22 protein-coding genes are annotated in these 22259 nt (G+C 39.7%); 16 read left to right on the forward strand and 6 right to left on the reverse strand.

Annotated features, from left to right (window positions below):
- Positions 1 to 22 precede the first annotated feature (22 nt).
- The 4 genes from J2S11_RS06515 (at position 23) to J2S11_RS06530 (ending at position 4249) form a co-directional block, all read left to right on the forward strand.
- On the forward strand, positions 23 to 790 hold the full coding sequence (locus J2S11_RS06515; protein WP_307392522.1) for an ABC transporter ATP-binding protein: 768 nt from the start codon (positions 23 to 25) through the stop codon (positions 788 to 790).
- Entirely contained in the window at positions 787 to 2109 is a 1323-nt protein-coding gene (locus J2S11_RS06520) for an ABC transporter permease (protein ID WP_307392524.1), read from the forward strand. The genes J2S11_RS06515 and J2S11_RS06520 overlap by 4 nt, the downstream gene beginning before the upstream one ends.
- 244 nt (positions 2110 to 2353) lie before the next feature.
- On the forward strand, positions 2354 to 3430 hold the full coding sequence (locus tag J2S11_RS06525; RefSeq protein ID WP_307392526.1) for a M24 family metallopeptidase: 1077 nt from the start codon (positions 2354 to 2356) through the stop codon (positions 3428 to 3430).
- A 156-nt stretch (positions 3431 to 3586) separates the two neighbouring features.
- Positions 3587 to 4249 (forward strand): YesL family protein, encoded by a 663-nt coding sequence (locus J2S11_RS06530; protein ID WP_307392529.1) that lies wholly within the window; start codon positions 3587 to 3589, stop codon positions 4247 to 4249.
- Between the two features lie 97 nt (positions 4250 to 4346).
- On the opposite strand, the gene iolB is transcribed toward J2S11_RS06530, so the two are convergent.
- Positions 4347 to 5165: a 5-deoxy-glucuronate isomerase gene (gene iolB / locus J2S11_RS06535; RefSeq protein ID WP_307392531.1), complete on the reverse strand. Its 819-nt coding sequence runs from the start codon at positions 5163 to 5165 to the stop codon at positions 4347 to 4349.
- Between the two features lie 405 nt (positions 5166 to 5570).
- Between iolB and J2S11_RS06540 the strand changes: the two genes are divergently transcribed.
- The 4 genes from J2S11_RS06540 to J2S11_RS06555 all read left to right on the forward strand — a co-directional run bounded on the left by J2S11_RS06540 (position 5571) and on the right by J2S11_RS06555 (position 10168).
- Positions 5571 to 6920 carry an ABC transporter substrate-binding protein gene (locus tag J2S11_RS06540; RefSeq protein ID WP_307392533.1) on the forward strand — a complete coding sequence of 450 codons (1350 nt, stop codon included), beginning with the start codon at positions 5571 to 5573 and terminating at the stop codon, positions 6918 to 6920.
- Positions 6921 to 7029: 109 nt separating this feature from the next.
- Complete coding sequence (locus tag J2S11_RS06545) at positions 7030 to 7986, forward strand: carbohydrate ABC transporter permease (protein WP_307392535.1); 957 nt, start codon at positions 7030 to 7032, stop codon at positions 7984 to 7986.
- Positions 7986 to 8831 carry a carbohydrate ABC transporter permease gene (locus J2S11_RS06550; RefSeq protein WP_307392538.1) on the forward strand — a complete coding sequence of 282 codons (846 nt, stop codon included), beginning with the start codon at positions 7986 to 7988 and terminating at the stop codon, positions 8829 to 8831. Before J2S11_RS06545 ends, J2S11_RS06550 begins: the two co-directional genes overlap by 1 nt.
- Before the next feature lie 32 nt (positions 8832 to 8863).
- Positions 8864 to 10168, forward strand: a complete 1305-nt coding sequence (locus J2S11_RS06555) for a Gfo/Idh/MocA family protein (protein WP_307392540.1) — start codon at positions 8864 to 8866, stop codon at positions 10166 to 10168.
- Positions 10169 to 10286: 118 nt separating this feature from the next.
- On the opposite strand, the gene J2S11_RS06560 is transcribed toward J2S11_RS06555, so the two are convergent.
- Positions 10287 to 11267, reverse strand: coding sequence for a LacI family DNA-binding transcriptional regulator (locus tag J2S11_RS06560; RefSeq protein WP_307392541.1), 981 nt, complete (start codon positions 11265 to 11267; stop codon positions 10287 to 10289).
- A gap of 366 nt (positions 11268 to 11633) precedes the next feature.
- Between J2S11_RS06560 and J2S11_RS06565 the strand changes: the two genes are divergently transcribed.
- Complete coding sequence (locus J2S11_RS06565) at positions 11634 to 12752, forward strand: glycoside hydrolase family 88/105 protein (protein WP_307392542.1); 1119 nt, start codon at positions 11634 to 11636, stop codon at positions 12750 to 12752.
- 32 nt (positions 12753 to 12784) lie between these two features.
- Complete coding sequence (gene kduI, locus J2S11_RS06570; RefSeq protein ID WP_307392543.1) at positions 12785 to 13615, forward strand: 5-dehydro-4-deoxy-D-glucuronate isomerase; 831 nt, start codon at positions 12785 to 12787, stop codon at positions 13613 to 13615.
- 200 nt (positions 13616 to 13815) lie between these two features.
- Here the strand turns inward: kduI and J2S11_RS06575 are convergent, their stop codons facing one another.
- Entirely contained in the window at positions 13816 to 15204 is a 1389-nt protein-coding gene (locus tag J2S11_RS06575) for a S16 family serine protease (RefSeq protein ID WP_307392545.1), read from the reverse strand.
- 249 nt (positions 15205 to 15453) lie between these two features.
- Here J2S11_RS06575 and J2S11_RS06580 point away from each other — a divergent pair, with 249 nt between their 5' ends.
- The gene (locus tag J2S11_RS06580; protein WP_307392547.1) at positions 15454 to 16296 is read left to right on the forward strand and encodes an SPL family radical SAM protein; all 843 of its coding nucleotides are present in this window, start codon (positions 15454 to 15456) and stop codon (positions 16294 to 16296) included.
- A gap of 27 nt (positions 16297 to 16323) precedes the next feature.
- On the opposite strand, the gene J2S11_RS06585 is transcribed toward J2S11_RS06580, so the two are convergent.
- From J2S11_RS06585 to cysK, 3 genes are all read right to left on the reverse strand, one after another.
- On the reverse strand, positions 16324 to 17052 hold the full coding sequence (locus J2S11_RS06585) for an N-acetylmuramoyl-L-alanine amidase family protein (protein ID WP_307392549.1): 729 nt from the start codon (positions 17050 to 17052) through the stop codon (positions 16324 to 16326).
- A 231-nt stretch (positions 17053 to 17283) separates the two neighbouring features.
- The gene (locus J2S11_RS06590; RefSeq protein ID WP_307392551.1) at positions 17284 to 17616 is read right to left on the reverse strand and encodes a rhodanese-like domain-containing protein; all 333 of its coding nucleotides are present in this window, start codon (positions 17614 to 17616) and stop codon (positions 17284 to 17286) included.
- Between the two features lie 88 nt (positions 17617 to 17704).
- Positions 17705 to 18646, reverse strand: a complete 942-nt coding sequence (cysK, locus tag J2S11_RS06595; protein ID WP_307392606.1) for a cysteine synthase A — start codon at positions 18644 to 18646, stop codon at positions 17705 to 17707.
- 154 nt (positions 18647 to 18800) lie between these two features.
- On the opposite strand from cysK, the gene trmB reads away from it, so the two are divergent.
- The 5 genes from trmB (at position 18801) to hppD (ending at position 22238) form a co-directional block, all read left to right on the forward strand.
- Complete coding sequence (gene trmB / locus J2S11_RS06600) at positions 18801 to 19448, forward strand: tRNA (guanosine(46)-N7)-methyltransferase TrmB (RefSeq protein ID WP_307392553.1); 648 nt, start codon at positions 18801 to 18803, stop codon at positions 19446 to 19448.
- Positions 19449 to 19469: 21 nt separating this feature from the next.
- Positions 19470 to 20321, forward strand: coding sequence for a YtnP family quorum-quenching lactonase (locus J2S11_RS06605; protein ID WP_307392555.1), 852 nt, complete (start codon positions 19470 to 19472; stop codon positions 20319 to 20321).
- A gap of 16 nt (positions 20322 to 20337) precedes the next feature.
- Complete coding sequence (locus J2S11_RS06610; RefSeq protein WP_307392557.1) at positions 20338 to 20643, forward strand: hypothetical protein; 306 nt, start codon at positions 20338 to 20340, stop codon at positions 20641 to 20643.
- Positions 20644 to 20698: 55 nt separating this feature from the next.
- Positions 20699 to 20995: a hypothetical protein gene (locus J2S11_RS06615; RefSeq protein ID WP_307392558.1), complete on the forward strand. Its 297-nt coding sequence runs from the start codon at positions 20699 to 20701 to the stop codon at positions 20993 to 20995.
- 151 nt (positions 20996 to 21146) lie between these two features.
- Entirely contained in the window at positions 21147 to 22238 is a 1092-nt protein-coding gene (gene hppD, locus J2S11_RS06620; RefSeq protein WP_307392560.1) for a 4-hydroxyphenylpyruvate dioxygenase, read from the forward strand.
- Positions 22239 to 22259: the final 21 nt, after the last annotated feature.

Raw genomic sequence — 22259 nt, forward strand, 5'->3', positions numbered from 1 at the left:
AAAAGTGGAGGGATAAAAGCACATGGGTACACCTGTTTTAAACGTTCATATTGAGAAGGCAGGATATGAGGAGGATAAATCGACAGTAGAAAATATTCATTTCTCCGTCAATGCCGGAGAAATGGTTGGTTTGATTGGTCCTAATGGAGCAGGAAAAAGTACAACAATTAAGGCGTTATTAGGCATGCTTAAGCAGTTCAAGGGGCAGGTCATTTTTGGGGAGCGGGAGGAAGTTCAAAGAATAAAGAAAGAGGAATCCAGCGCCCATGGAAGAGGACAGTACGCCTATATTCCAGAGCACCCTGTATTCTACGAAGAACTCACACTTTGGGAGCATTTAGAAATGGTAGCTAGGCTCAATCAGTTTGAAGGACAGGCTTTTATTGAACGTGCCACATGGCTAGTCGATGAATTTAAACTGACCAAGGCCATGTATGAAAAACCAGATAGCTTCTCCAAAGGGATGCAGCAAAAGCTCATGATTTGTATAGCTCTGCTTATTCAACCAAAGTTGTACATAGTAGATGAACCGTTTATTGGGCTTGACCCCATAGCTATGAGAAGGCTGTTACAGTTATTTGAGGAGGAAAAAAAACGAGGGGCGGGAATTTTATTGTGTACACATGTGCTTGATACGGCAGAAAAAATTTGTGATCGCTTTTTGTTATTACAGGAAGGGAGCCTTCTTGCTCAAGGAAGTCTCAGGGATATTAGGTCTCATGCTCATTTGCAGGAGGGCTCACTGATGGATTGCTTCTATGAGTTAATTGAAGGTGGGGATAGGAGATGAGCCCATGGACGATCGTTTATCAGCGTTGGAAAAGACATTTAAAGCACCAGATAAAGCTTTTTTCCTCCATAGTAGACGGGGTAGTAGCCTTATATATCTTTATACCGGCTCTGTTAATTTTGGGATATCATCTTATTGAATTGTGGCAGGGGAGTGCTACTTGGCCTACATATTTATCTTTCTCGGGAATCATTATTCTTCTTTATATATGGTCTCTAACAGGGAGATTCAGTTTTTTTGTTGAAGGGGCAGATCGTATCATTCTTCGTCAGCATGAAGGGTTAATGAAGGGCTTGCAGCGCTACGCTGTTAGTTTCTCTGCTGTTCACTCGCTACTAAGCTGTATTCTATTATTTATTGTACTAGCTCCGGTATTGCTTCAATACTTCAAGCTTTCCGCTCTAGGAATGCTCCTTTTGTTTGGTCTTTCATTAGCGGTAAAGCTCCTTCACCACTCATTAAAATCATACTTTATATTGCCTTTTCGGACTTGGAGAAAGTGGAGCTTAGCACTGGTTATTTTACTTTTAGACTTCTCTCTTTTTTTAGGTGCGGGGTTACTTACAAGGAGCGTGGCTACTGAACACACCGCTTCATGGGTAACTTCCTCCTTCAATTTTCCAATACCGTATACACCAGTTCTTGTTATTTTAATTATGGGTTATATGATTACAGCTACTCTTCTTATGCTTAGGAGAACTTCAATTCCTTGGGCTTTTACGTTTGATTGCCTACAGGAGGAGGAGCAGAAATATCGGGCCATAGGGTTTCTCATTAAGCAGTCACAGAATATTGGGGGACCAGATCTAAGTAGAAATAAACCCTGGAAGAAATCGAGTCTACTTTATTTTCTACTGCCGAGCAGAAAGGTAGAGAAGTGGCAGCGTCAAGGTTCTAAGGGCGCAGTTACAGGGCTTTTTTATCGCTTTTTTCTTAGGCACAGGATGAGGGTTATGGCTTTACTTAGAGTTCAAGGAGTTTTTATAGCAGCGATTTTTTTTACTCCTGGTTTGTTTAAATGGGGTATGTGGTTTTTGGGGATTTGTGTGATTTCAATCTATTTACGAGGGACTTGGAATGAATGGGTAGAGCATGAGTTTAAGCAGCTGTTCGTTTGGAAGGAGAGCATGACTAAAAAGGAAGCTGTTCACTCTATTTTTATTCCGGCTCTAGTTGTTTCAATGATCCTTAGTTTTTCACTAGGGAGTGTGCTTCAGTCTGTTGTGCTAGGTTTAGTGGCTATTTGTATTGGCGGTTTATTGACATACGGCTTGCTTCTCTCTTTTCAGTTGCAGCTTCGTCCACTTAAAGAAGGATAGGGAATCTACTGATTAGCTGTTTCATTAGTTTGAAAATTAAAGGTATTGACATTAGCACAAAACCATATCATATTTAGTATAACAACGTTGTTATAAAATGAATGGATAGCTGCATTACAGAAATATAATAGAAAAAGATGTGGGTAGTAAGTGGGTAGTAAAAGGGAGATAAGAAATCGTTCTGTCATTCATGGGAGGTTCACTTATAACAGAAAATAAATGAACATACAAAGGTGGAGAACTAATGACGGGATTAGAAAAAAAAGTGAGTCTATTACGGAGCCTACTAGATGAAAGCAAGCTTGATGGACTAGTATTAACACTGCAAAAAAATGTCTCTTGGCTTACCTCAGGGAGAAGCTTTGTGAATCAGGCAAGTGAACAGGCTATTACTCCTTTTATCATTACCAGAGATACGTGTGTTATGATCGTAAACAATATTGAAAGAGATAGAATGCTAGAGGAAGAGATAGATGGGGATATAGAAAAAGTAGAGACCTACCCTTGGTACGAACCTGAAAAAAGACAGCAGATTATAGAGAAGTATACCAAGCAGGGTAAAGTTGAAACAGACATTTCACTTGAGGAAGTGCTGTTCAAGCTGCGTACTATTTTAGTGGAGGAGGATATCAAGCAAATTCAAGAGCTAGGAAAAGAGGCAGCTGAGGCGATAGAGAGAACGACTTTTGAGCTACAGCAGGGGGAGACGGAATATGAAATAGCAGGCAGACTGGCAGCAAATTGTTTGCGTCATGGGATTGAACCAATTGTAACGTTAGTAGCAGCAGATCATAGGACATTTACAAGACGCCATCCCTTACCAACAAACCAAAAGCTGGAAAAGTATGCTATGATTGTTTTGTGTGGACGTAGAAGAGGTCAAATCATTTCTGTATCACGTCTCGTTCATTTCGGGGAGCCTTCACAGGAGCTCTATTATCGCCAACAGGCTGTAGGTCACATTGATGCACAGCTAATAGCCCATACGAAACCAGGTGTCACTTTTGCAGAGCTGTTTGATGTGTTGAAGAGTGCCTATAAAAGGGTAGGGTATGAAAGCGAATGGAATGACCATCATCAGGGTGGTTTAAGCGGGTACAACACTAGAGAAATGCTTCTTTTGCCAGATAGTAGATATAAAGTTACCAGTAATCAGATTTATGCTTGGAATCCTAGTATTGCTGGAGTTAAATCAGAGGATACCATATTAGTGCTGGAAAATAGTCAGGAATTATTAACACATACCGGAAAATTTACATACCAAGAGTTTGATGCTAATGGACAAAAAGTATTACGTCCCTCTATATTAATTCGCTCTTGATTAGGTATGATTTAAGTAGATATACTGAAATTTGATTTGAGTGCTAACACTCTTGAAAACGCTTAAAATGGAAAAATACTAATATAATAAATTAATTATTTTTCTTATAAGATCAATCAAGAGAAAGAATAAAAAGGGAGCAGAGGTGGTAATGTCATGGAAATGAAAGGAATCATGGGTGGCCTTAATCGTGCCTGTGAATGGATTGTCCGAATTTCACTGCTCAACGTATTATGGGTAGGATTCACATTGCTTGGGTTAGTTGTATTCGGCATTTTTCCTGCAACAGTTGCTATGTTTACAATTACACGCAAATGGATTCAGGGAGATACGGAGCTGCCGATAGTCAAACACTTTTGGACCTATTATCGCCAAGAATTTTTAAAATCAAATTTGTTAGGGCTTATTCTTATCTTGCTAGGAGTCATTTTGGCAATAGACCTGTTCTTTTTTCGCTCACTAGAAGGCATGATGGGTACGATCATATTTTACATCATGGTTGCTGTGGCATTCAATTATTTAGTCATGCTTTTTTATATCATTCCGGTCTATGTTCATTATGATTTAAAACTTTTACAATATATTAAAAACGCCTTGATTATCGGGATGTCTAATCCATTGCATACGTTTGCGATGGTCTTAGCTATCGTTTTCATCTATTATTTACTTCAGGTTGTACCCGCAGCCTTTTTGTTTTTAAGTGCAGCCCCGCTGAGTCTCATTGTCATGCATTCAACAAATGGTATATTTACTAAGATCGCGGAACGGAAACAAATTCAAGAAAGTAATGAAATTGAATTAAAACATAATGAAATCTAAAAAAATAAATTTGCATAAAATAAGACGCCTTATCCATCCCATTTTTGCGGTGATGTAGGCGTCTTTTAAGCTATTTGTTCATCTTGTTTAAGGAAAACTACGAAGTGGATTTAGCTTGAGAATGGTGCAGCCACTTATGATCCGGATCCTCATATGGATGTAATGTTCTACCGGAATCACCAGCCATAAACCATAAATAGTACAGCTGATATCCACCAGCAGCATTAACGGGATGGTAGCCTATGTCAATGGCGAAGCTGTCCCCATGTTTAATAATGTGCGCATCATCTATACTTGAATCTTTTGTATAGTGTAGCTGTACACCAAATCCTTGTTCTGGATTCAGCTGATAATGATAGATTTCTTCAAAATGTGGTTCTATAGGGGCATGCTCCCCGTCATGTTTATGTGGAGGAAATCCTGACCAATGGCCTGGATGGTGAAAGGTTTCTCCTAGAACAATTCGTTGAACTCTTCCTTCCGCCTGATCAGCAAGAATATCATGTACTTCCCTCTGCCATGTTTGCTGCCCGCGTTGATGGACGACGATTTCATCTGGACCGACAACAAATGGTTCAAATTTTTCATCGGCTAATACCTTGCATACGGCAATCTCTACATCAGTGTCAGCTATAATTTCATATTCTGATTGGCATGGGACATATACGGTCGTAGCTTTTCCATCAAAAACCGTTTTTCTTCCACCAAGTTGATTCCATTTCATGCCTTCACAGGTAATAGTAGCTGTACCAGATAAAATAACGAGAGCGCTTTCATATTTACCGGTTTTATGGCGGATGGACTCACCTGCAGAACAAGATATTTTTGCCAAGGCTAAGTAGTTTAGCAATTGATCCTCTTCAGAAATAACTTCTTGGTACCCTTCTACAGTCGCTGCTTTATAGAAGCGTTTCATAGATTTAGACCTCCTCAAGGTTTAGACATATTTAACAACGTTGTTAAACAGATCATATATCATCTGAAAAAGTTATTCAACAATCAATTTTATTTCACAAAACTTAGAATTAATATCTTGACAAATTGTTTAAATTCAAAATTAATTTACACGAAAGTGGGTCACTAACGCTCTATTAAGCGCTTTCTTAATTATTTTTCTATTCATAAAACAGAAGAATATAAATATTTAAATTAGTGTTGAAAGGAAAAAAGATAAATGATAAGATAAATTAACAACGTTGTTATATCTAATCATGTAAGCCCTTTCATCTGAAAGAGAAGGAGGAGATTCAAGGTTACTTAATTTTAAGCTGGAATTAATGACTCATTTGAATGTCAAATTCTTTAAAAGGGGGATAACAAAGTGGTAAAAGGTATGAAATTTAAAGGATTGATTTTGTTAGTTGTTTTGTTAATCGTATCCTTAGCAGCTTGCTCAACAGACTCTTCACAACCGAGCGATACGAATACGGATCAAGAACCTACCTCCAGTGATAATACAGGACAGGAAGAGGCTACAACTCAAGAAGATATTGAATTTAGAATGTTATGGTGGGGAAATCAGGACCGTCATGACCGTACATTAGAATTAATTGAATTATATGAAAGTCAAAATCCACATGTAAGCATTGTTCCTGAGTTTCTTGGCTTCGGTGAATATGCTGACCGCTTAAATACTCAAATGGCCGGTGGAAATGCACCAGATCTATTTCAGGTCGTTGACCGCTGGTTACCACAGTACGCAGAAAACGGACAAATAATGGATCTTCTGCCGTTCATAGAATCAGGAGCGTTTAGTACTGATCAGGTTGACTCTAGTGCCTTAGATCCAGGTTTTTACCAAGGAGAGCTAGTCGGGATCAATACGGGGAGTAACGCGTTTGCCCTAGCATACAATCCTGATCTGTTCGAAGAAGCTGGTGTTCCAGTGTTAGAGCCAGGATATACGTGGGAAGACTTTTATGCGACTGCCCGTGAATTGTCACAAAAGCTTGGCACATATGGAACATATACAGACGTCAACCATCAACGCCAGTTTGGTCACTACCTATTGCAAAATGATCAGTGGTTATACAATGATGATGGAACAGCTCTAGGCTGGGACGACGATCAACTATTTATTGATTTCTTTAGTAATATTCTGGAACTACAATCAGAAGGTGTACTTCCTCCAGCAGATATTGTCGAGAGTGCAAGTACAATCGAGAACTATCTACTGGTAAATAATCAGGCTCCAATGCAGATCATCCATAGCAATCAGATTGTTGCTGTAGCTAATGCAGCAAATCGTGACTTTGAACTTACGATACTTCCTTCTCATAGCAATGGGAACTCTGGAGCTTATGTTAGAGCTTCCTTACTTTGGTCTGTTAATCCAAATACAGAGCATGCAGATGAAATCATAAAGTTTATTGACTGGATGACACATGACCTGGAAGCAAACGACATTTTAATGGCCGATCGAGGTGTTCCAATTTCTTCTGCTGTCCGCGAGCATTTATACGACAAGCTGGAAAAAACGGTTCAGCAGCAATTTGATTATATTGATTTGCTTTCCCAATATACGGGAGAGTCTCCACCACCACCACCAGCTGCAGGTACTGAACTAGATCAAATTTATGAAAGAAATGTATATCAAATGCTGTATGGTCAGGCAACACCGGAGGAACAGGTTGAAAAGTATAAGCGAGATGTATTACAGGTTATTGAATAGAAAGTTATACAGATAACAAGATAAGCTATAACAAAAAGGTCACAGCCTTTAGGAGAAGCCATCTGAAAAATAGAGAATAGATGGCTTCTCAGTGCTAAGGAGGTTCAGTATGGAAAGTCTTCCTATCCAGGACAACAAACCAAATAAAAAGAAGATTGTTGAAACTTCATTGAAACAAAGAACATTCAAGAATAACCTTATTGCATATGGCTTTATTTCTCCATGGCTCATTGGTTTTTTGGGTATTGTCGTTGGGCCTATGCTATATTCATTATACCTGTCTTTTACCGATTATAATTTGTTAAGTCCTCCGAGTTGGATAGGATTGGACAATTATGTACGGATGTTTACGCAGGATGATCGCTTCTGGACATCATTACAGGTCACTCTCTTGTTTGTGGCCATTGCCGTACCTCTCCGACTGATTTTCGCCTTGGCTGTCGCCATGTTAATGAATATGGGCTTCAGAGGATCTGGTATCTATAGCTTGATTTATTATGTGCCTTCCATAATCGGAGGGAGCGTAGCTGTAGCTGTAATCTGGAGACAAATTTTTGGTAGAGAGGGAGCAGTAAATCAGATTCTGGCTTGGTTCGGAGTGGAGGGGCACACTTGGTTTGCTCATCCGGACTATGCGCTGTATATTTTAATTCTTCTTATTGTTTGGCAGTTTGGTTCACCAATGGTAATCTTCTTAGCTGGTTTAAGACAGATCCCACAGGAGCTTTATGAAGCAGCTGCAGTAGACGGAGCAAATCCAGCTCAACGATTTTTCAAAATTACTTTACCTATGCTTACGCCGGTTATCTTTTTCAATCTAATATTTGCTGTTATTAATGGCTTCCTTACATTTACTCAGGCCTTCCTAATAACGGCAGGAGGACCGATCGATAAAACCTTATTATATGCGTTACTCCTTTATCAGAACGCATTCTCCTACTTCCGTATGGGCTACGCTTCAGCTTTGGCATGGTTCCTACTGATTGTTATTGGAATAGTCACAGCTATTATCTTCTTAACAAGCAAGAAGTGGGTCTATTATGAATCCGAAGGAGGTAAATCATAATGCTCCAAAAAAGATCAAAAACAGCTGCTATAATCTACCATACATTTATTATAGCTTTGGGCTTTCTTATGATTTATCCGATTCTTTGGATGTTTGCTAGCTCACTAAAGCCGGAAGCGGAAATCTTTCAGAATGCAGCGTCCTTAATTCCTTCAGAATTAAGGTGGGAAAACTATGCTGCAGGATGGTCTGGATTTGGTCGATATGGATTCGATCTGTTCTTTAAAAATTCAATGATTGTCACAAGCTTTGTTGTAGTGGGTAATCTATTTTCTGCTAGTTTGGTAGCTTTTGCTTTTGCTCGCTTAAAGTTCAAATTTCAAAAGCTATGGTTTGCCTGCCTACTTGGTACGGTAATGTTACCGGTACAGGTGGTTATCATTCCGCAATATGTTTTGTACCATAATTTAGGCTGGATAAATACTTTTCTGCCGTTAATTGTACCAGCTTTCCTTGGAGGATCAGCGTTTTTTATCTTCCTAATGGTTCAGTTTATTCGGGGGATACCAAGAGAATTGGACGAAGCTGCGGTTATTGATGGATGTACCCCATTCGGTATATTTTGGAGAATTATTTTACCACTATGTAAACCAGCGATTATTACCGTTATTATTTTCTCCTTTATGTGGACTTGGGATGACTTTTTTACCCCATTGATCTTCATTCAGGATACGAGTAAGTACACGGTGGCATTAGGATTAAGGGCGTTTATGGATCCTGATACAATCGTTTCTTGGGGACCAGTTATTGCGATGTCTGCACTGTCATTACTGCCGCAATTTATTTTGTTCTTGTTCTGTCAGAAGTATATCGTAAAAGGAATCGCTACTACAGGAATAAAGTAATGAAAGTAGGAATGAGGAAGGGGCATTAAGCAATGAAAAAAAGATATGTAATATGTGGAGTTAGTAATCGTGCGATCAAAATGTTTGTAGGGGCAATGCTAGATCAATTTTCAGAAATGACGGAGGTTGTTGGACTGCTAGATATTGACCCTAGAAGATTTTCAGTGTGTAAGTCTATTCATCCTGAGCTTGATTCTGTTCCGTGTTATAGCCAGGATCAGTTTGAGCAAATGATATCTGAAACAAATCCAGATACAGTCATTGTAACTGGGCGGGATGATACGCATGTTGACTATATTCTAAAAGCATTGGTTAATGACCTAGATGTGATTGTTGAGAAACCAATGGTTACAAAGGCAGAGGACTGTCAAAAAATAATAGCAGCAGAGGAAAAAAGTAAGGGCAAGGTCACCGTAACATTTAATTATCGCTATGCACCTGTGCATATGAAAATTAAAGAGCTTATTCTCGCAGGGAAAATTGGAAGAGTGACCTCAATTGACTTGAACTGGTATATTGATACGTACCATGGTGCAAGCTATTTCAAACGCTGGAACAGAATAAGGGAGTATTCTGGAGGTCTTTCAGTACATAAGAGCTCACATCATTTTGATCTGGTCAACTGGTGGATTGATCAGAAGCCTGTTGAAGCTTTCGCTTTCGGAGCCTTAAACTATTATGGTCCAGAAGGAGAGCTAAATCCACGCAAAGAGGATGGACGTTATTGTGGGACATGTGATGTTCGCCAAAGCTGTGACTACTATACCAGATGGAATTCCCGTAGCCAAAGTGCTGTAGTAAAGGACGATCATATTGGAGCCATAGGCTTAAAAAATGGTCATGAACATTATACAGATTACAGGCCGGACCAATGTATTTTTGATTCAGAAATTAATATTGAAGACACATACACATCGACAGTAAGATATAATAAAGGTGCTTTATTAAGCTACTCAATCAACTTTTCAACACCTTATGAAGGCTACCGTCTGGCGATAAATGGGACAAAGGGTAGAATTGAAACGACAGAATATCATATACCCGCACGTATTCCTTTTCCAGTACCACAACAAACGATAGATTATTTCCCTCTGTTCGGTTCAAAAGAGACGATCCATGTTGTACACAAAGAAGGTGGTCATGGTGGTGCTGATCCGATCATGCTAGAAGATATTTTTCTTGGAGTTGATCCAAGCCGAAATTATAAAATCCTGTCCGGAGCAGAGGAAAGTGCTTATGCGATTGGAACGGGTGAAGCGATTTGGCGTTCGGTGAAAGAGCGTACTCCGATCTTACTAGATAAAATCCTGTTTCCGAATTCAGAGGTCCACCGATAGTCGTATTTAAACTAGCTTCATTTGTCAAAAAAGTTTTTAAAAAAGGTCCTTTACAGCTCACAGTAGTGAATGTAAAGGACCTTTCAATTTTGTTCTCTAAGAATCAATTGTTCATGATTTATTCAATGGCTCTACATGTTTCTCTAATGCAAATTTCAGGTTCAAGCCGTTGAACAATAGGTTTTTCATCAGGATGATCGATATATCTAAATAACATTTCTACCGCTGTCTTGGCGATTAAATTAGACGGTACACCGACTGCTGTAACGGGGATTTCCAGCTCACCCATCTGAGGAATATGATCATACCCAATCAAGGAGATATCCTCAGGGATCCTAAGCCCGGCTTCTTTCGTGGCACGGATTATTCCCTGTGTCAGTTCATAAGAGCCACTTACTATAGCTGTAGGTCTGTATCCTGAATCAAGGAGCTTATTCATCGCTTGATAACCATGATCGGCATATAAACCCTCCGTATTAACAAACATTTCAGAACGTGGGTTTAAGCCTAAGCGGATTAATGCCTCAGTAAAACCAAAATATTTCTCGAATTGGCCATCATTGTCATTACGTAAATGCCCGATATAAGCCAGCTCTCGATGACCAAGAGATTTTAGATATTCAACCGCTTTGTAAATCGCATCACCTCTACGTAAATCAATAGAGGGGTAAAGGCTGTCCGATGTTGCAATGAGAGTAATTGGAATCTGAGTATTACTGTGATTGTGAATTTCATGGCTAGATTCAAAAACAAGAATCCCATCCACTTGAAATTGCTTAAACATATTAATCGCAACTTCTGCTTTACTAATTGAAAGGATCATGGAATAGGTGGATTTTTCAATTTCTTCATTTAACATCGTCACGATAGTAGATAAGGCTACACGATTGATCGTAGGCCAAACAACTCCAATCGTCTTGCTTTTATTAGAAACCAGCTTTTTCGCTGCAATATTTGGTTGATAGCTTAACTCCCGGGCTATTTTTAATATTTTTTCCTTTGTGGTAGGCTGTACCAATGGACTGTCATTTAACGCTTTTGAAACAGTAGAGTAGCTCACGCCAGCAAGGCGGGCAATATCCTTTATCGTTACACTCATTATCTAAACCCTCCAGAAACCAGCTATAATTTCTATACTATATTTTATGTTGTGTAGTTGAATTTGTTAAATTATAGTCAAAACAACACCACTTCGATTGGATCGTGAGATTGCTGAGGTAAACACAATCAGAACCATGCCGAAGAGGTGCCTTTATTTATGATAGAGTAAATAGAACAAATATATGAAAAACTTACGTTGCTATTTGATATTATATCATATAAAATAAAAATAACAACGTTGTTATTGAATGATCATTGAAAGCGCTTCCTTTAAGCGATTAAGGCATGAACAAGCAAATTAAATCGAACAAAATTATACTACTGAGTAACGTAAGTAAAAGTGGAGAATTAGGAGGGAATAGAAATGAATCATGGAAAAGGCGAATCCGTACAAACGATAACACCACTAATGTGGGCTGAAAAAGCAGGGCAATCATTAATGAATACATATGAGCCACATATGCTGCCCCCGCAAGAAAGCTGGCATTATCATCAAGGTGTGTTTCTTTACGGGTTGTATCGTTTATGGGAACATGGTGGCAAGGATGAATACTTTCAATATCTGAAGAAGTATGTGGACTATCTTGTTGATGAGAACGGAAATTTTTACTTTCGTAGAGATGAGCTGGACGCCATCCAAGCTGGACTTTTACTTTTTCCTCTTTACAAAAATACATGGGATCAACGCTATCTAGTCGCTACCAAAAAGCTACGCAACTTATTAAATACAATTAATAAGACATCTGAAGGGGGATTTTGGCACAAGGATAAATATCCATATCAGATGTGGCTAGATGGACTCTATATGGCTGGTCCTTTTGCTGTAAAATACGGACAGCTGTTTAACGAACCTGAGCTTGTTGAATTAGTCATGCTACAGGAAGCTCTAATGCGTAAAAATACGAAGGATGAAGCAACTGGACTTTACTATCATGCGTGGGACGAAAGAGGCGAAACTCCTTGGTCTAATCCTGATAATCATTGTTCACCTGAATTTTGGGGAAGATCTGTCGGGTGGTACGGGATGGCTCTCGTTGATATTCTTGAAGACTTACCTGTCTCCCATCCAAAGCGCAATGAATTAATTACGGTGGTCCAAGAACTGGTTGAAAGCTTAGTAGGATACCAAGATGGACAGTCAGGACTATGGTATCAAATAGTAGATAAAGGGGATCGTTCAGATAATTGGTTAGAAACTTCTGCATCTAGCCTTTTCCTATATACGATAGCGAAGGGAATTAACCTTGGAATTGTCGATAAATCCTATGCTGAGTATGTCGAAAAAGGATTTGAGGGAACCATTCGGGATAAAGTAGATTTGAGTGCGGAAGGACAGCTTTCCTTAAATGATATATGTATTGGTACATCTGCTGGAGAGTATGCCTACTACGTGGAGCGCGAGAAGAGTTCTAACGATCTGCATGGTGTAGGAGCTTTTATCATGGCCTGTGTAGAAATTGAAAAAATGAAATATTTAATTTAAATAATATAGATTCATGAGAGGGAGGAACTAAAGTGGAGATAAGATACGCAACAAACCCAACTGATTCTAAGCAGTATACAACTGACAAATTAAGAAAGGAATTTTTGATTGAAGATTTGTTTGTAAATGGAGAGCTGAATTTGGTGTACAGTCATCATGATCGAATGGTGATTGGTGGAGCAGTACCTGTATCAGAGCCATTAAAATTGGAAGCGGGGGATGCTCTGAAAACTGAGTATTTTCTTGAACGACGTGAAGTTGGAATTATTAACATCGGTGCTAGAGGAACTGTTAAAGTCGGTGGAGAGGAGCATTCACTGGAGAAACAGGATTGCTTGTATATTGGACTTGGTCATGAAGAGGTAACCTTCCATAGTAGTGATTCTTCCGAACCTGCTCGTTTCTATCTGATTTCAAGTTTGGCTCACAAAGAGTATCCTACTCAAAAGCTAGCCATTGAAAACGCTACACCTGTTGAGATGGGGTCAGCAGAGGAATGTAATGAACGTACTATTTATCAATACATTCATGAGGGAGGTATTAAAAGCTGTCAGTTGATGATGGGGATGACGCTTTTAAAGCCGGGGAGCATTTGGAATACAATGCCTGCTCATATTCATGATCGGAGAGCAGAGGTTTATCTATACTTTGATATGAGCTCAAATGGTCGAGTATTTCATTTTATGGGTGAACCGAGTGAGACACGTCACCTTGTTGTAAGCAATGAACAGGTCGTTATCTCACCAAATTGGTCGATTCACTCTGGAGCAGGTACGAGTCATTATACCTTCATTTGGGCTATGGCTGGAGAAAACTATACGTTTAAGGATATGGAATTTGTTAAAATGGAAGATTTACGTTAGGAGATAGAACAAACGGTTAAGAGGTACGTAATTAAGCTCATGATGGAGCTGTAGAAAGGAAAGCTTGTAAGCATTGACCGAGAGGTATTTTGCTTACAGGCTTTTTTTGGAATAAGAGACGCTCCCAAACCACATAAAAGTGGAAATGGAAGCGTCTTTTTCTTTTATATGCTAAATGCTATGAAATGTTTATGAGCAGCTTATTTTGGATTTTCCTCCAACCATTCTATGATATCAGTCAATGTTCGAACAGGTACAATGTTTAAGGTTTTTGATCCTTCCCGAGCATCCTCATATTGACTTGCTGGTACAAAAAAGACATCCGCCCCTGCTCTTTCAACCGTATAGGCTTTCTGTTTAATCCCACCGATTCGACCAATTGTTCCATCCATTTGAATCGTCCCAGTACCAGCTACCTTATTCCCATTCATAATGCTATTAGGAGAGAGCTGATTAAATAATGTTAGGGCAAGCATTGACCCATGTGATGGTCCACCCTTGTGAAGTAGGTAGGTATAATAAAGAACCTCGTTTGGGATATCATAAACAATATCATCGATAATGGAGACGCCAAGAACAGCTGTATCTTGATCCTCAGGTAGATATTGAGTTGTGGTAACAAAGACGATTTCCTCAGCACTCCGTACAATGGTTAGTTGAACGTCCATACCAGGTGTGGTAATGGCCATGAGTTCCTGAAATTCTTCTACAGAGGATACCCCATACCCATTAAGATTGATAATTTTATCTCCAACTTGTAAAAGATTAGCAGCAGGAGACCCTGGGACAAGTGCAGTAATCAGCGCTCCATTAGACGTAAAGCCATTGCCAAGTCCCGCTTGTTGAAAAGCGATCGTACTAGCTACTCGATTTGCGTTAACTTTCATGTCTAAAACTCGCTCTAGCTGCTCAGTGAGAGTTTGATCTGTCCTTCTCCTTGGTTCAATATCATAGTACGGAAAGATTTGGGCGTAAAGCCAATCAATCGGTGTAGCTGGCCGGCTAAAAACGAGAACTCCCATAATTTCCCCTTGCGGATTTGTATCAACGACCTGTGCGTATCTATTCATATCCATGGTCAGGCCTGGAAAGGTAACCGTATAGGCTGTTGGATAAAGAAGGATAACTCCTAGAGCAAGGACCACAATAGCTCTCATCCATCCTTTCCAGGGAATCCTATGATAAATAGTAAAATCAACAATGAGTGTATCTAGGACAACCAAAACACAGGTGATCGTTAGGATAACACCAATTCCTACCAAATCTCCGGTTTTAAAGCAAATATAGTATATAGAAATAAAGGAACAGACAAGGACTCCAATTTTAATAAGAATATGAATGGCTGATAGTATCGTTCGTTTTTCTCTAAACTTTCTACGTCTCCAAATGGTATATAGCCCAGTGATAGAAGCTAGCCACCATATGAGGGGAATCATAACAGTTACATAAAGGAGAATGTCTAGTAAATCAATCCAATAGATGTTATTGCCAATGCGTAATGGGTCAAATAACCATAATAGCTGAGCAAATAGGATGAACAGAAAATAAAAAGCTATTCCCAGAAGCTGAAGTCTCTTGTACATTTTCATAGAAACCCTCCTCCCCACTTGCTATTCTCTAGATGTATAAGAGAAGCTTTCTGTATATTAAAAAAAGTAACCTTACTGTTATATTACCCTTTTAGCAGAAGAATTTGTTTATTTTTTTTGAAATGATAGGTTCCAACTGGTGGAAAAATTCATGACCTAGATTTCTCATACAAACTAGTTAATCATATACGAGGGAACTCCTGCTCTGTTACAATTATATTGACGATGTATGTTATAGGAGGTGTTCACATGAACCGGTCTTTGACTGTTAAGGAGAGCCACCCTAAGCAAATTCTTACTCCAGCAAGTGGTTTTTTGAAGGGATATACTCATACTTTGAATCCTTATGTAGGCTGTAGCTTTGGATGTTCCTATTGCTATGTTCGTAGAATGCCAGTGGGGCTTTTCCGAAAAGAGGAATGGGGTAAGTGGGTCGATATCAAAAAAGGGGCGACGGAAGTCTTGGAAAAGGATTTAGTCAGGGCGAGGAAAAAAGGGGACATCACTATTTTCATGTCTTCGAGTACTGATCCGTATCAGCCTATTGAATCAAATACAGAGCTGACTAGGTCATTGCTAACGGTTATGACGGTACAACCTCCAGATTTCCTGTTTCTCCAAACAAGAGGTCCATTAATAGTGAGAGATATAGATTTGTTACTAAAATTAAAAAAGAATCTCTTAGTTAGTGTAACGATTGAAACGGACAGAGAGGATATTAGAAAGGTATTTACTCCAACAGCCCCTCCGGTTCAGGCCAGGTTCAAGGCTCTTCAAAAGCTAAAAGAGGCAGGGCTCCCTGTTCAGATAGCTGTCTCGCCTGTTTTGCCAAGCACAGCTTCGTTTGCCCAAAAGGTAAGAGAGGTCGCGTCTAGAGTGGTAATTGATGATTACTTTATGGGAGATGGACAAAATGGAAAGCGTACTAAACAGCTTGGAATGGAGCAATACTACAAGGAAGTAGCTGAAGAGTCTTGGTTTTCTCCAACAGCGTATGTGCAAGTGCTGAACCAGTTTAAGACACGATTTACTGATCATGAGCTTTTTGTTAGTCAAGAGGGGTTTATGCCTCCCAATTCATATGGGGATTAGTTGTTAGTTGACTGTAGAGCTGAGTCTCTAGTTAGCTATAGACGGGTACAAGGTAAAATATTGATCAATGGTGTTAGAAATAGCTTGAGCAATTTGCTGCTGATAGGCAGGCTGTTGAAGTAAAGCACGCTCTTGCGGATGACTTATATAGCCAACCTCTGCTATTAAAGCTGGAGAATCAACGGATTGTAATAAAAAGAATGTTGAGCTTGGTACAATTGAATGCTTTGTTTGGGCGAGTTTATTTAAATTGTCTTGAAGTAATGCGGCGATTAAATAACTATTCCCTCTGCGTTGGTAAATGACCATTGGTCCACGTGCTTTTTTGGAAGATGAGTAATTGACATGGATACTAATCAATAGTTTTGGATTTAGTCCCTCAGCAATTAGTTTACGCTGAGTTAGATCCCGCTGGTGTCTGCTTCTTATAGCTGAAAAATGATAATCATCGCTAAGAGCATAGTCATGGGTACGAGTAATACCGACCAGATAATGCTTCTTTTTTAGCTCCTTATAAAGTTCCAGTCCAATGGTTAAATTAATATCTTTCTCCAGGATTGTTTTGTGGAACGTTCCCCCATCAATTCCACCATGACCAATATCAATAACTACGTCGTAAGGCATAAAACGATATAGAGATTGTTCAGAGATCGGTGTAGTTGGTGTAGAGTTAGCCTTAGTAGAAGGGTTTAGGGTTGATACAGTCAGTGTAATAAGTGTGGTGAAAATGATGAGAATTTTTCTTGTCAAGGTCATGCTTGTTCCTCCTCCGATAAAGCCATACTATAATGATTACATTAGCGTTAGTACACATAGAGTTAGTACACATAGCATTAGCATTTTCTAACAGAGTGGATTTTATCCATGATAAAACACCGTGCAAAGCAAATAGCACGGTGCCAATGTCAAGCAAACTTAATCGGACAATATTATTACTTCAGTTTGTGTTTTGCAGATTCGTATTGTAATCAATCAGCCAAACATAAATTAGCTATTTTCAGTAGGTCCTTCCCAAACAAGCATTCCACCATCATAGTTAGCTAAGCTCTCAAAGCCTTGCTCTTGTAGATAGCGACATACGTTTTGGCTACGATTTCCACTTCGACATACTATAATATATTCCTTAGTTTTATCTAGTTCGTCCTCATAACGCTCCACAAACTCGCTAGTTGGAAGAAGCTGTATGCCAGGGATATGTCCTTCTTCATACTCCGCAAGCTCTCTTACGTCTAACAAAACTACGTTTTCATCCTTAGCTTTATAGGCTTTTAAAACCTCTTCATAGCTAAGCTGCTTCACACCGTCTTTTTCAAATGCCATTATCCATTCCTCCCATTTCTTTTAAATGCTCAAATTCTAAGCCGTATCTAATCTAAAATGAATAGTTTAAAGTTTCATCTTAATTAGATCAACTATTCCCCAAATTGAAGACATCACTGGATAAGTAACGCTCCCCTGTATCTGGAGCAATGCACACGACCGTCTTTCCTTTCCCTAAACGCTTAGCAACCTGCAGGGCGGCAAAGCATGCTGCACCTGCTGAAGGACCAACCAATATTCCTTCATTTCTAGCTAGTCGACGAGTTACATCATACGCATCTTCATCAGTACAACGGAAGATCTCCTTATACACCTGTTGGTTGAGGATGCTTGGAATAAAACCAGGGCTTGTTCCTACAAGCTTATGACGACCTGGTTTTCCGCCAGATAATACAGGTGACCCATCTGGTTCCACCACATACACTTCTAGCTCTTTATAGTGTTGTTTAAGTGCTTCTCCAGTGCCTGTTATTGTTCCACCTGTTCCTGCTGTGGCCACAAAAGCATCCAGCTGATCTACACCAATAGATTTCATTTGTTCAATGATTTCTATAGCGGTAGTCCTCCTGTGCATATCGGGGTTCGCTTGATTTTCGAACTGCTGAGGCATAAAGCTATTGGGGATTTCAGCCACAAGCTCCTCTGCCTTTTGAATGGCTCCAGGCATTTTCAAATCTCCCGGTGTAAGAACAACTTCAGCACCGTAAGCCTTCAACAAATTAATTCTTTCCTGAGTCATCGTATCAGGCATAACTAAAATCGCCTTGTAGCCTCGGGCAGCAGCATTCATGGCTAGCCCAATTCCCGTGTTTCCAGAAGTAGGCTCAATGATGACGGAATTCTTTTGTAATAACCCTTGTTTCTCCGCCTCTAAAATCATATTATAGGCAGCACGATCCTTAACACTGCCACTTGGATTGAACATTTCTAGCTTCATATAAAGTGTGGCATCCTGCTCACCAGTTAAGGTTCTGATCTTTACCATAGGGGTGTCACCAATTAGTGCGGCGACGTTATCGACAACATTCATTCTCTCCATCGACTCCTCATTTTAGCCGTAATCATATAGGAATTATATCATAGGCACTATAGGGAGAACACAATTTGAACAGGATTCAAATTGAAACGAAACCTTGACTCATGTACACTAGGATTACAGCTAAGTAGTAGGAGGAAAGAATAACATGAGACTGCGTAAAAAACCGTGGGCTGACGCTGAAATAGAAGCTTCTCCACATATAGTTGTGCCTAACCCGACTGAGCTAAAGGGAAAATGGCATCAGTTTTTCAAAAATAATAATCCGATACATATTGAGCTTGGTACAGGAAAGGGGCAATTTATCACAGGGATGGCACAGGCTCATCCGCATATCAATTACATTGGTATGGAGCTACAGACTAGTGTTATAGCGATGGCATTGAAAAAAGCTAAGGAAGTTAAAGCTCCAAATTTATGCTTGCTTAATCAAAACGCCTTACAGCTACCAGATTTCTTTGAGCCAGAAGAGCTTGAAAGAATCTATGTAAATTTCTCAGATCCATGGCCTAAAACAAGACATGCCAAACGACGTTTAACACATCAGGTTTTCCTAGATATTTACCTAGAGCTGCTTGGAGAGGGTAATGAAATTCATATGAAGACAGATAATGAAGGGCTCTTTGAATTTTCCCTAAACAGCTTTTCAGATTTCGGCTGTCGCTTGAAAAACATCACACTAAACCTTCATGAGAGTGATATGGAAGGAAATATCATGACGGAGTATGAGGAGAAATTTTCTAGTCAAGGGATGAAGATTTACCGTTGTGAGGCTGTCTTACCAGCACAAAAATAAGCTTAAAGGGGAGAGGTTCTCGTGGAACAGCTACAAATCGGAAGGATCAAGCTGACCTGGTTACGGGGTGGAGTGAATCATTTAGATGGAGGGGCCATGTTTGGAGTTGTTCCCAAGCCTCTATGGAGTAAAAAATATCCTTGCAATGAAAAAAATCAAATTGAGCTTCGCACAGATCCCATTCTTGTGCAAAGTGAAGGGAAGAATCTACTGATCGACTCTGGAATGGGTCAGGGGAAGCTGACAGAGAAACAGCTTAAAAATTTTGGTGTATTGGAAGAATCAAAAATAGAAAGCTGTTTGCAAGAGCTTGGTTTAACATGTCAAGATATTGATTACGTCCTTATGACCCACCTTCATTTTGACCATGCCAGTGGATTAACAAAGGAAGTGGAGCAAGGAAAGTTTGAAGCAGTATTCCCACGTGCTAAGCATATTGTGTCAAGGATAGAATGGGAGGAAATGCAGCAGCCTAATATTCGCTCTAGAAATACGTATTGGAAGCAGAATTGGGAAGCGATTAAGGATTTAGTTGAGCCCTTTGAGCAGCAGATTCAGATTACATCTGAGGTCACAATGTATCATACAGGAGGTCACAGTGCAGGTCACTCAATCGTACGATATGAAAGCGCTGGTGATCAGGGAATTCACTTCGGGGATTTGATGCCCACTCATGCTCATCAAAATCCGCTCTGGGTATTAGCTTATGATGATTATCCAATGGACTCTATTTTTGCTAAGGAGAAATGGGTAAAAGAGGCCTTGGATGGTGAGTGGTGGGTGACCTTTTATCACGATGCCTATTATAGGGCTATCAAATGGAATGCAGAGAATGAGCAGCTAGAGCAAGTGAAAAGGATAAGGCCAGAATAGAAGGGTGTAGGACTCCATGAATCATGAAATGATGCTTTTTCAAGCGAGACAGGATTTTATAGATATGCATAAGGAGCTGTTAGAGGGACGACAGCTTACTCTTGAAAAATATGATTTGATTGCCTCCGATTTAAAAAGGATGGATGACCTTAACTTTGAAATGATCTTGCAGTTTGTTGAGGAACAGGACGGATTTAACATCAAAAAGATGTGGAAGGATATCTCAGGCTATGTCGAGCAAATGAAAGAAAATGGGGATTGGCAGGCGCAGAAAGAGACAATAATTACTTGGCAAAATAACCAGCTAGTTATCATACGCTAGGTAGTAATCTGTGGCGTGATTTTTGTAATAGACTTCACCTTAAGGATCTAAGTCATTGACGAATCTACTAGATCTTGCGGCGCTACGAAATCGTCAAATGGTCTCCATCTATTTCTTAATAGATTCTTTCTCTGCATGCTCAGTAGACGGGCTACTCCCTTGGGAGGATGACTGTTGCTTGGAGCGTCGGGAAAGAATTTTTTTACTGAGCCAAAAAAACCAGCCGAACCTAAAGCCAGCTACGATGAAAGCACAGAAAAATAAAACGAATCCTAGACTCATTCCTAGTACAATCAAAACAGATGACCAAAACCCATTCACGCCCCTCTCCCCTTTCCTTATTACGTATTAAAAGTATAGACAGAAGAATAGAAAGTTAAAACACAGCAATCCTTTTGGGTGGCACAGCAGAAGAGCTTTAACGCGTATTCTTGAGCCCCCTTACGCTTCTCTATTACAATGAAGGCAATGTAAGGAATGAAGTAGAAAAAGGAGGCGTTCATATGGAGGATTTTTTCCCCATCAAAAAGGTAGATTATATCGAGTTGTTTGTTGGTAATGCAAAGCAGGCGATGCATTTTTACTGTAAAGGCTTTGGCTTTAAACCGGTTGCTTATTCTGGACTTGAAACCAAAAATCGTGAAACGACGTCATATGTTTTAAAGCAAAAAGGAATTCGTTTAATCGTAACTTCTTCTCTTTCTGATACCCATCCGATTGCCGATTTCGTTAAGCTTCATGGAGATGGAGTAAAGGATATTGCTCTAGAGGTAGATGATGTTGAAAGCGCATACAATGAAGCTGTAGTAAGAGGAGCCATTGCGCTACAGCCACCGGAGGAAATACAGGATGAGTATGGAGTTTGGAAAAAAGCAATCGTAGGAACATACGGCGATACGATTCATTCCCTTATTGAACGTAAGGACTACACTGGTCCCTTTGCTCCCGGCTACACAGCTTATCATGCTGCATTCCAAACGGAGGAAACGGGTCTATTAGGTATTGATCATATTGTTGGTAATGTGGAGTTAAACAAGATGGAAGAATGGGTTTCCTATTATGAGAAGGCATTCGGTTTTACGCAAATGATTCATTTTGATGATGATGATATCAGTACAGAGTATTCTGCTCTAATGTCCAAGGTTATGCAGGGAGGAGATGGACGCATTAAATTTCCGATCAACGAGCCTGCTGAAGGAAAACGAAAATCACAAATTCAGGAATATCTCGATTTTTACAAAACACCTGGTGTGCAGCATATTGCTTTAACCACTTCAAATATTATTCACACGGTATCTACTCTTCGTGACAAGGGAGTTGAGTTTCTCAATGTTCCTGCCTCCTATTATGAGGATTTGAGGCAAAGGGTTGGAGATATCGAGGAAGAGATTAAGGATTTAGAGAATCTAGATATTCTGGTTGACAGGGATGAAGAGGGATACTTATTGCAGATATTTACCAAGCCAGTCGTGGACCGTCCTACACTATTTTTTGAAATAATTCAGCGAAAGGGTAGCAGGGGCTTTGGAGCAGGGAACTTTAAAGCTTTATTTGAAGCGATTGAACGGGAACAGGCTTTACGAGGGAATTTGTAAGAGTAGAAGCAGCTTTATCGC

The sequence above is a fragment of the Bacillus horti genome (assembly GCF_030813115.1).
GTDB classification, from domain to species: domain Bacteria; phylum Bacillota; class Bacilli; order Caldalkalibacillales; family JCM-10596; genus Bacillus_CH; species Bacillus_CH horti.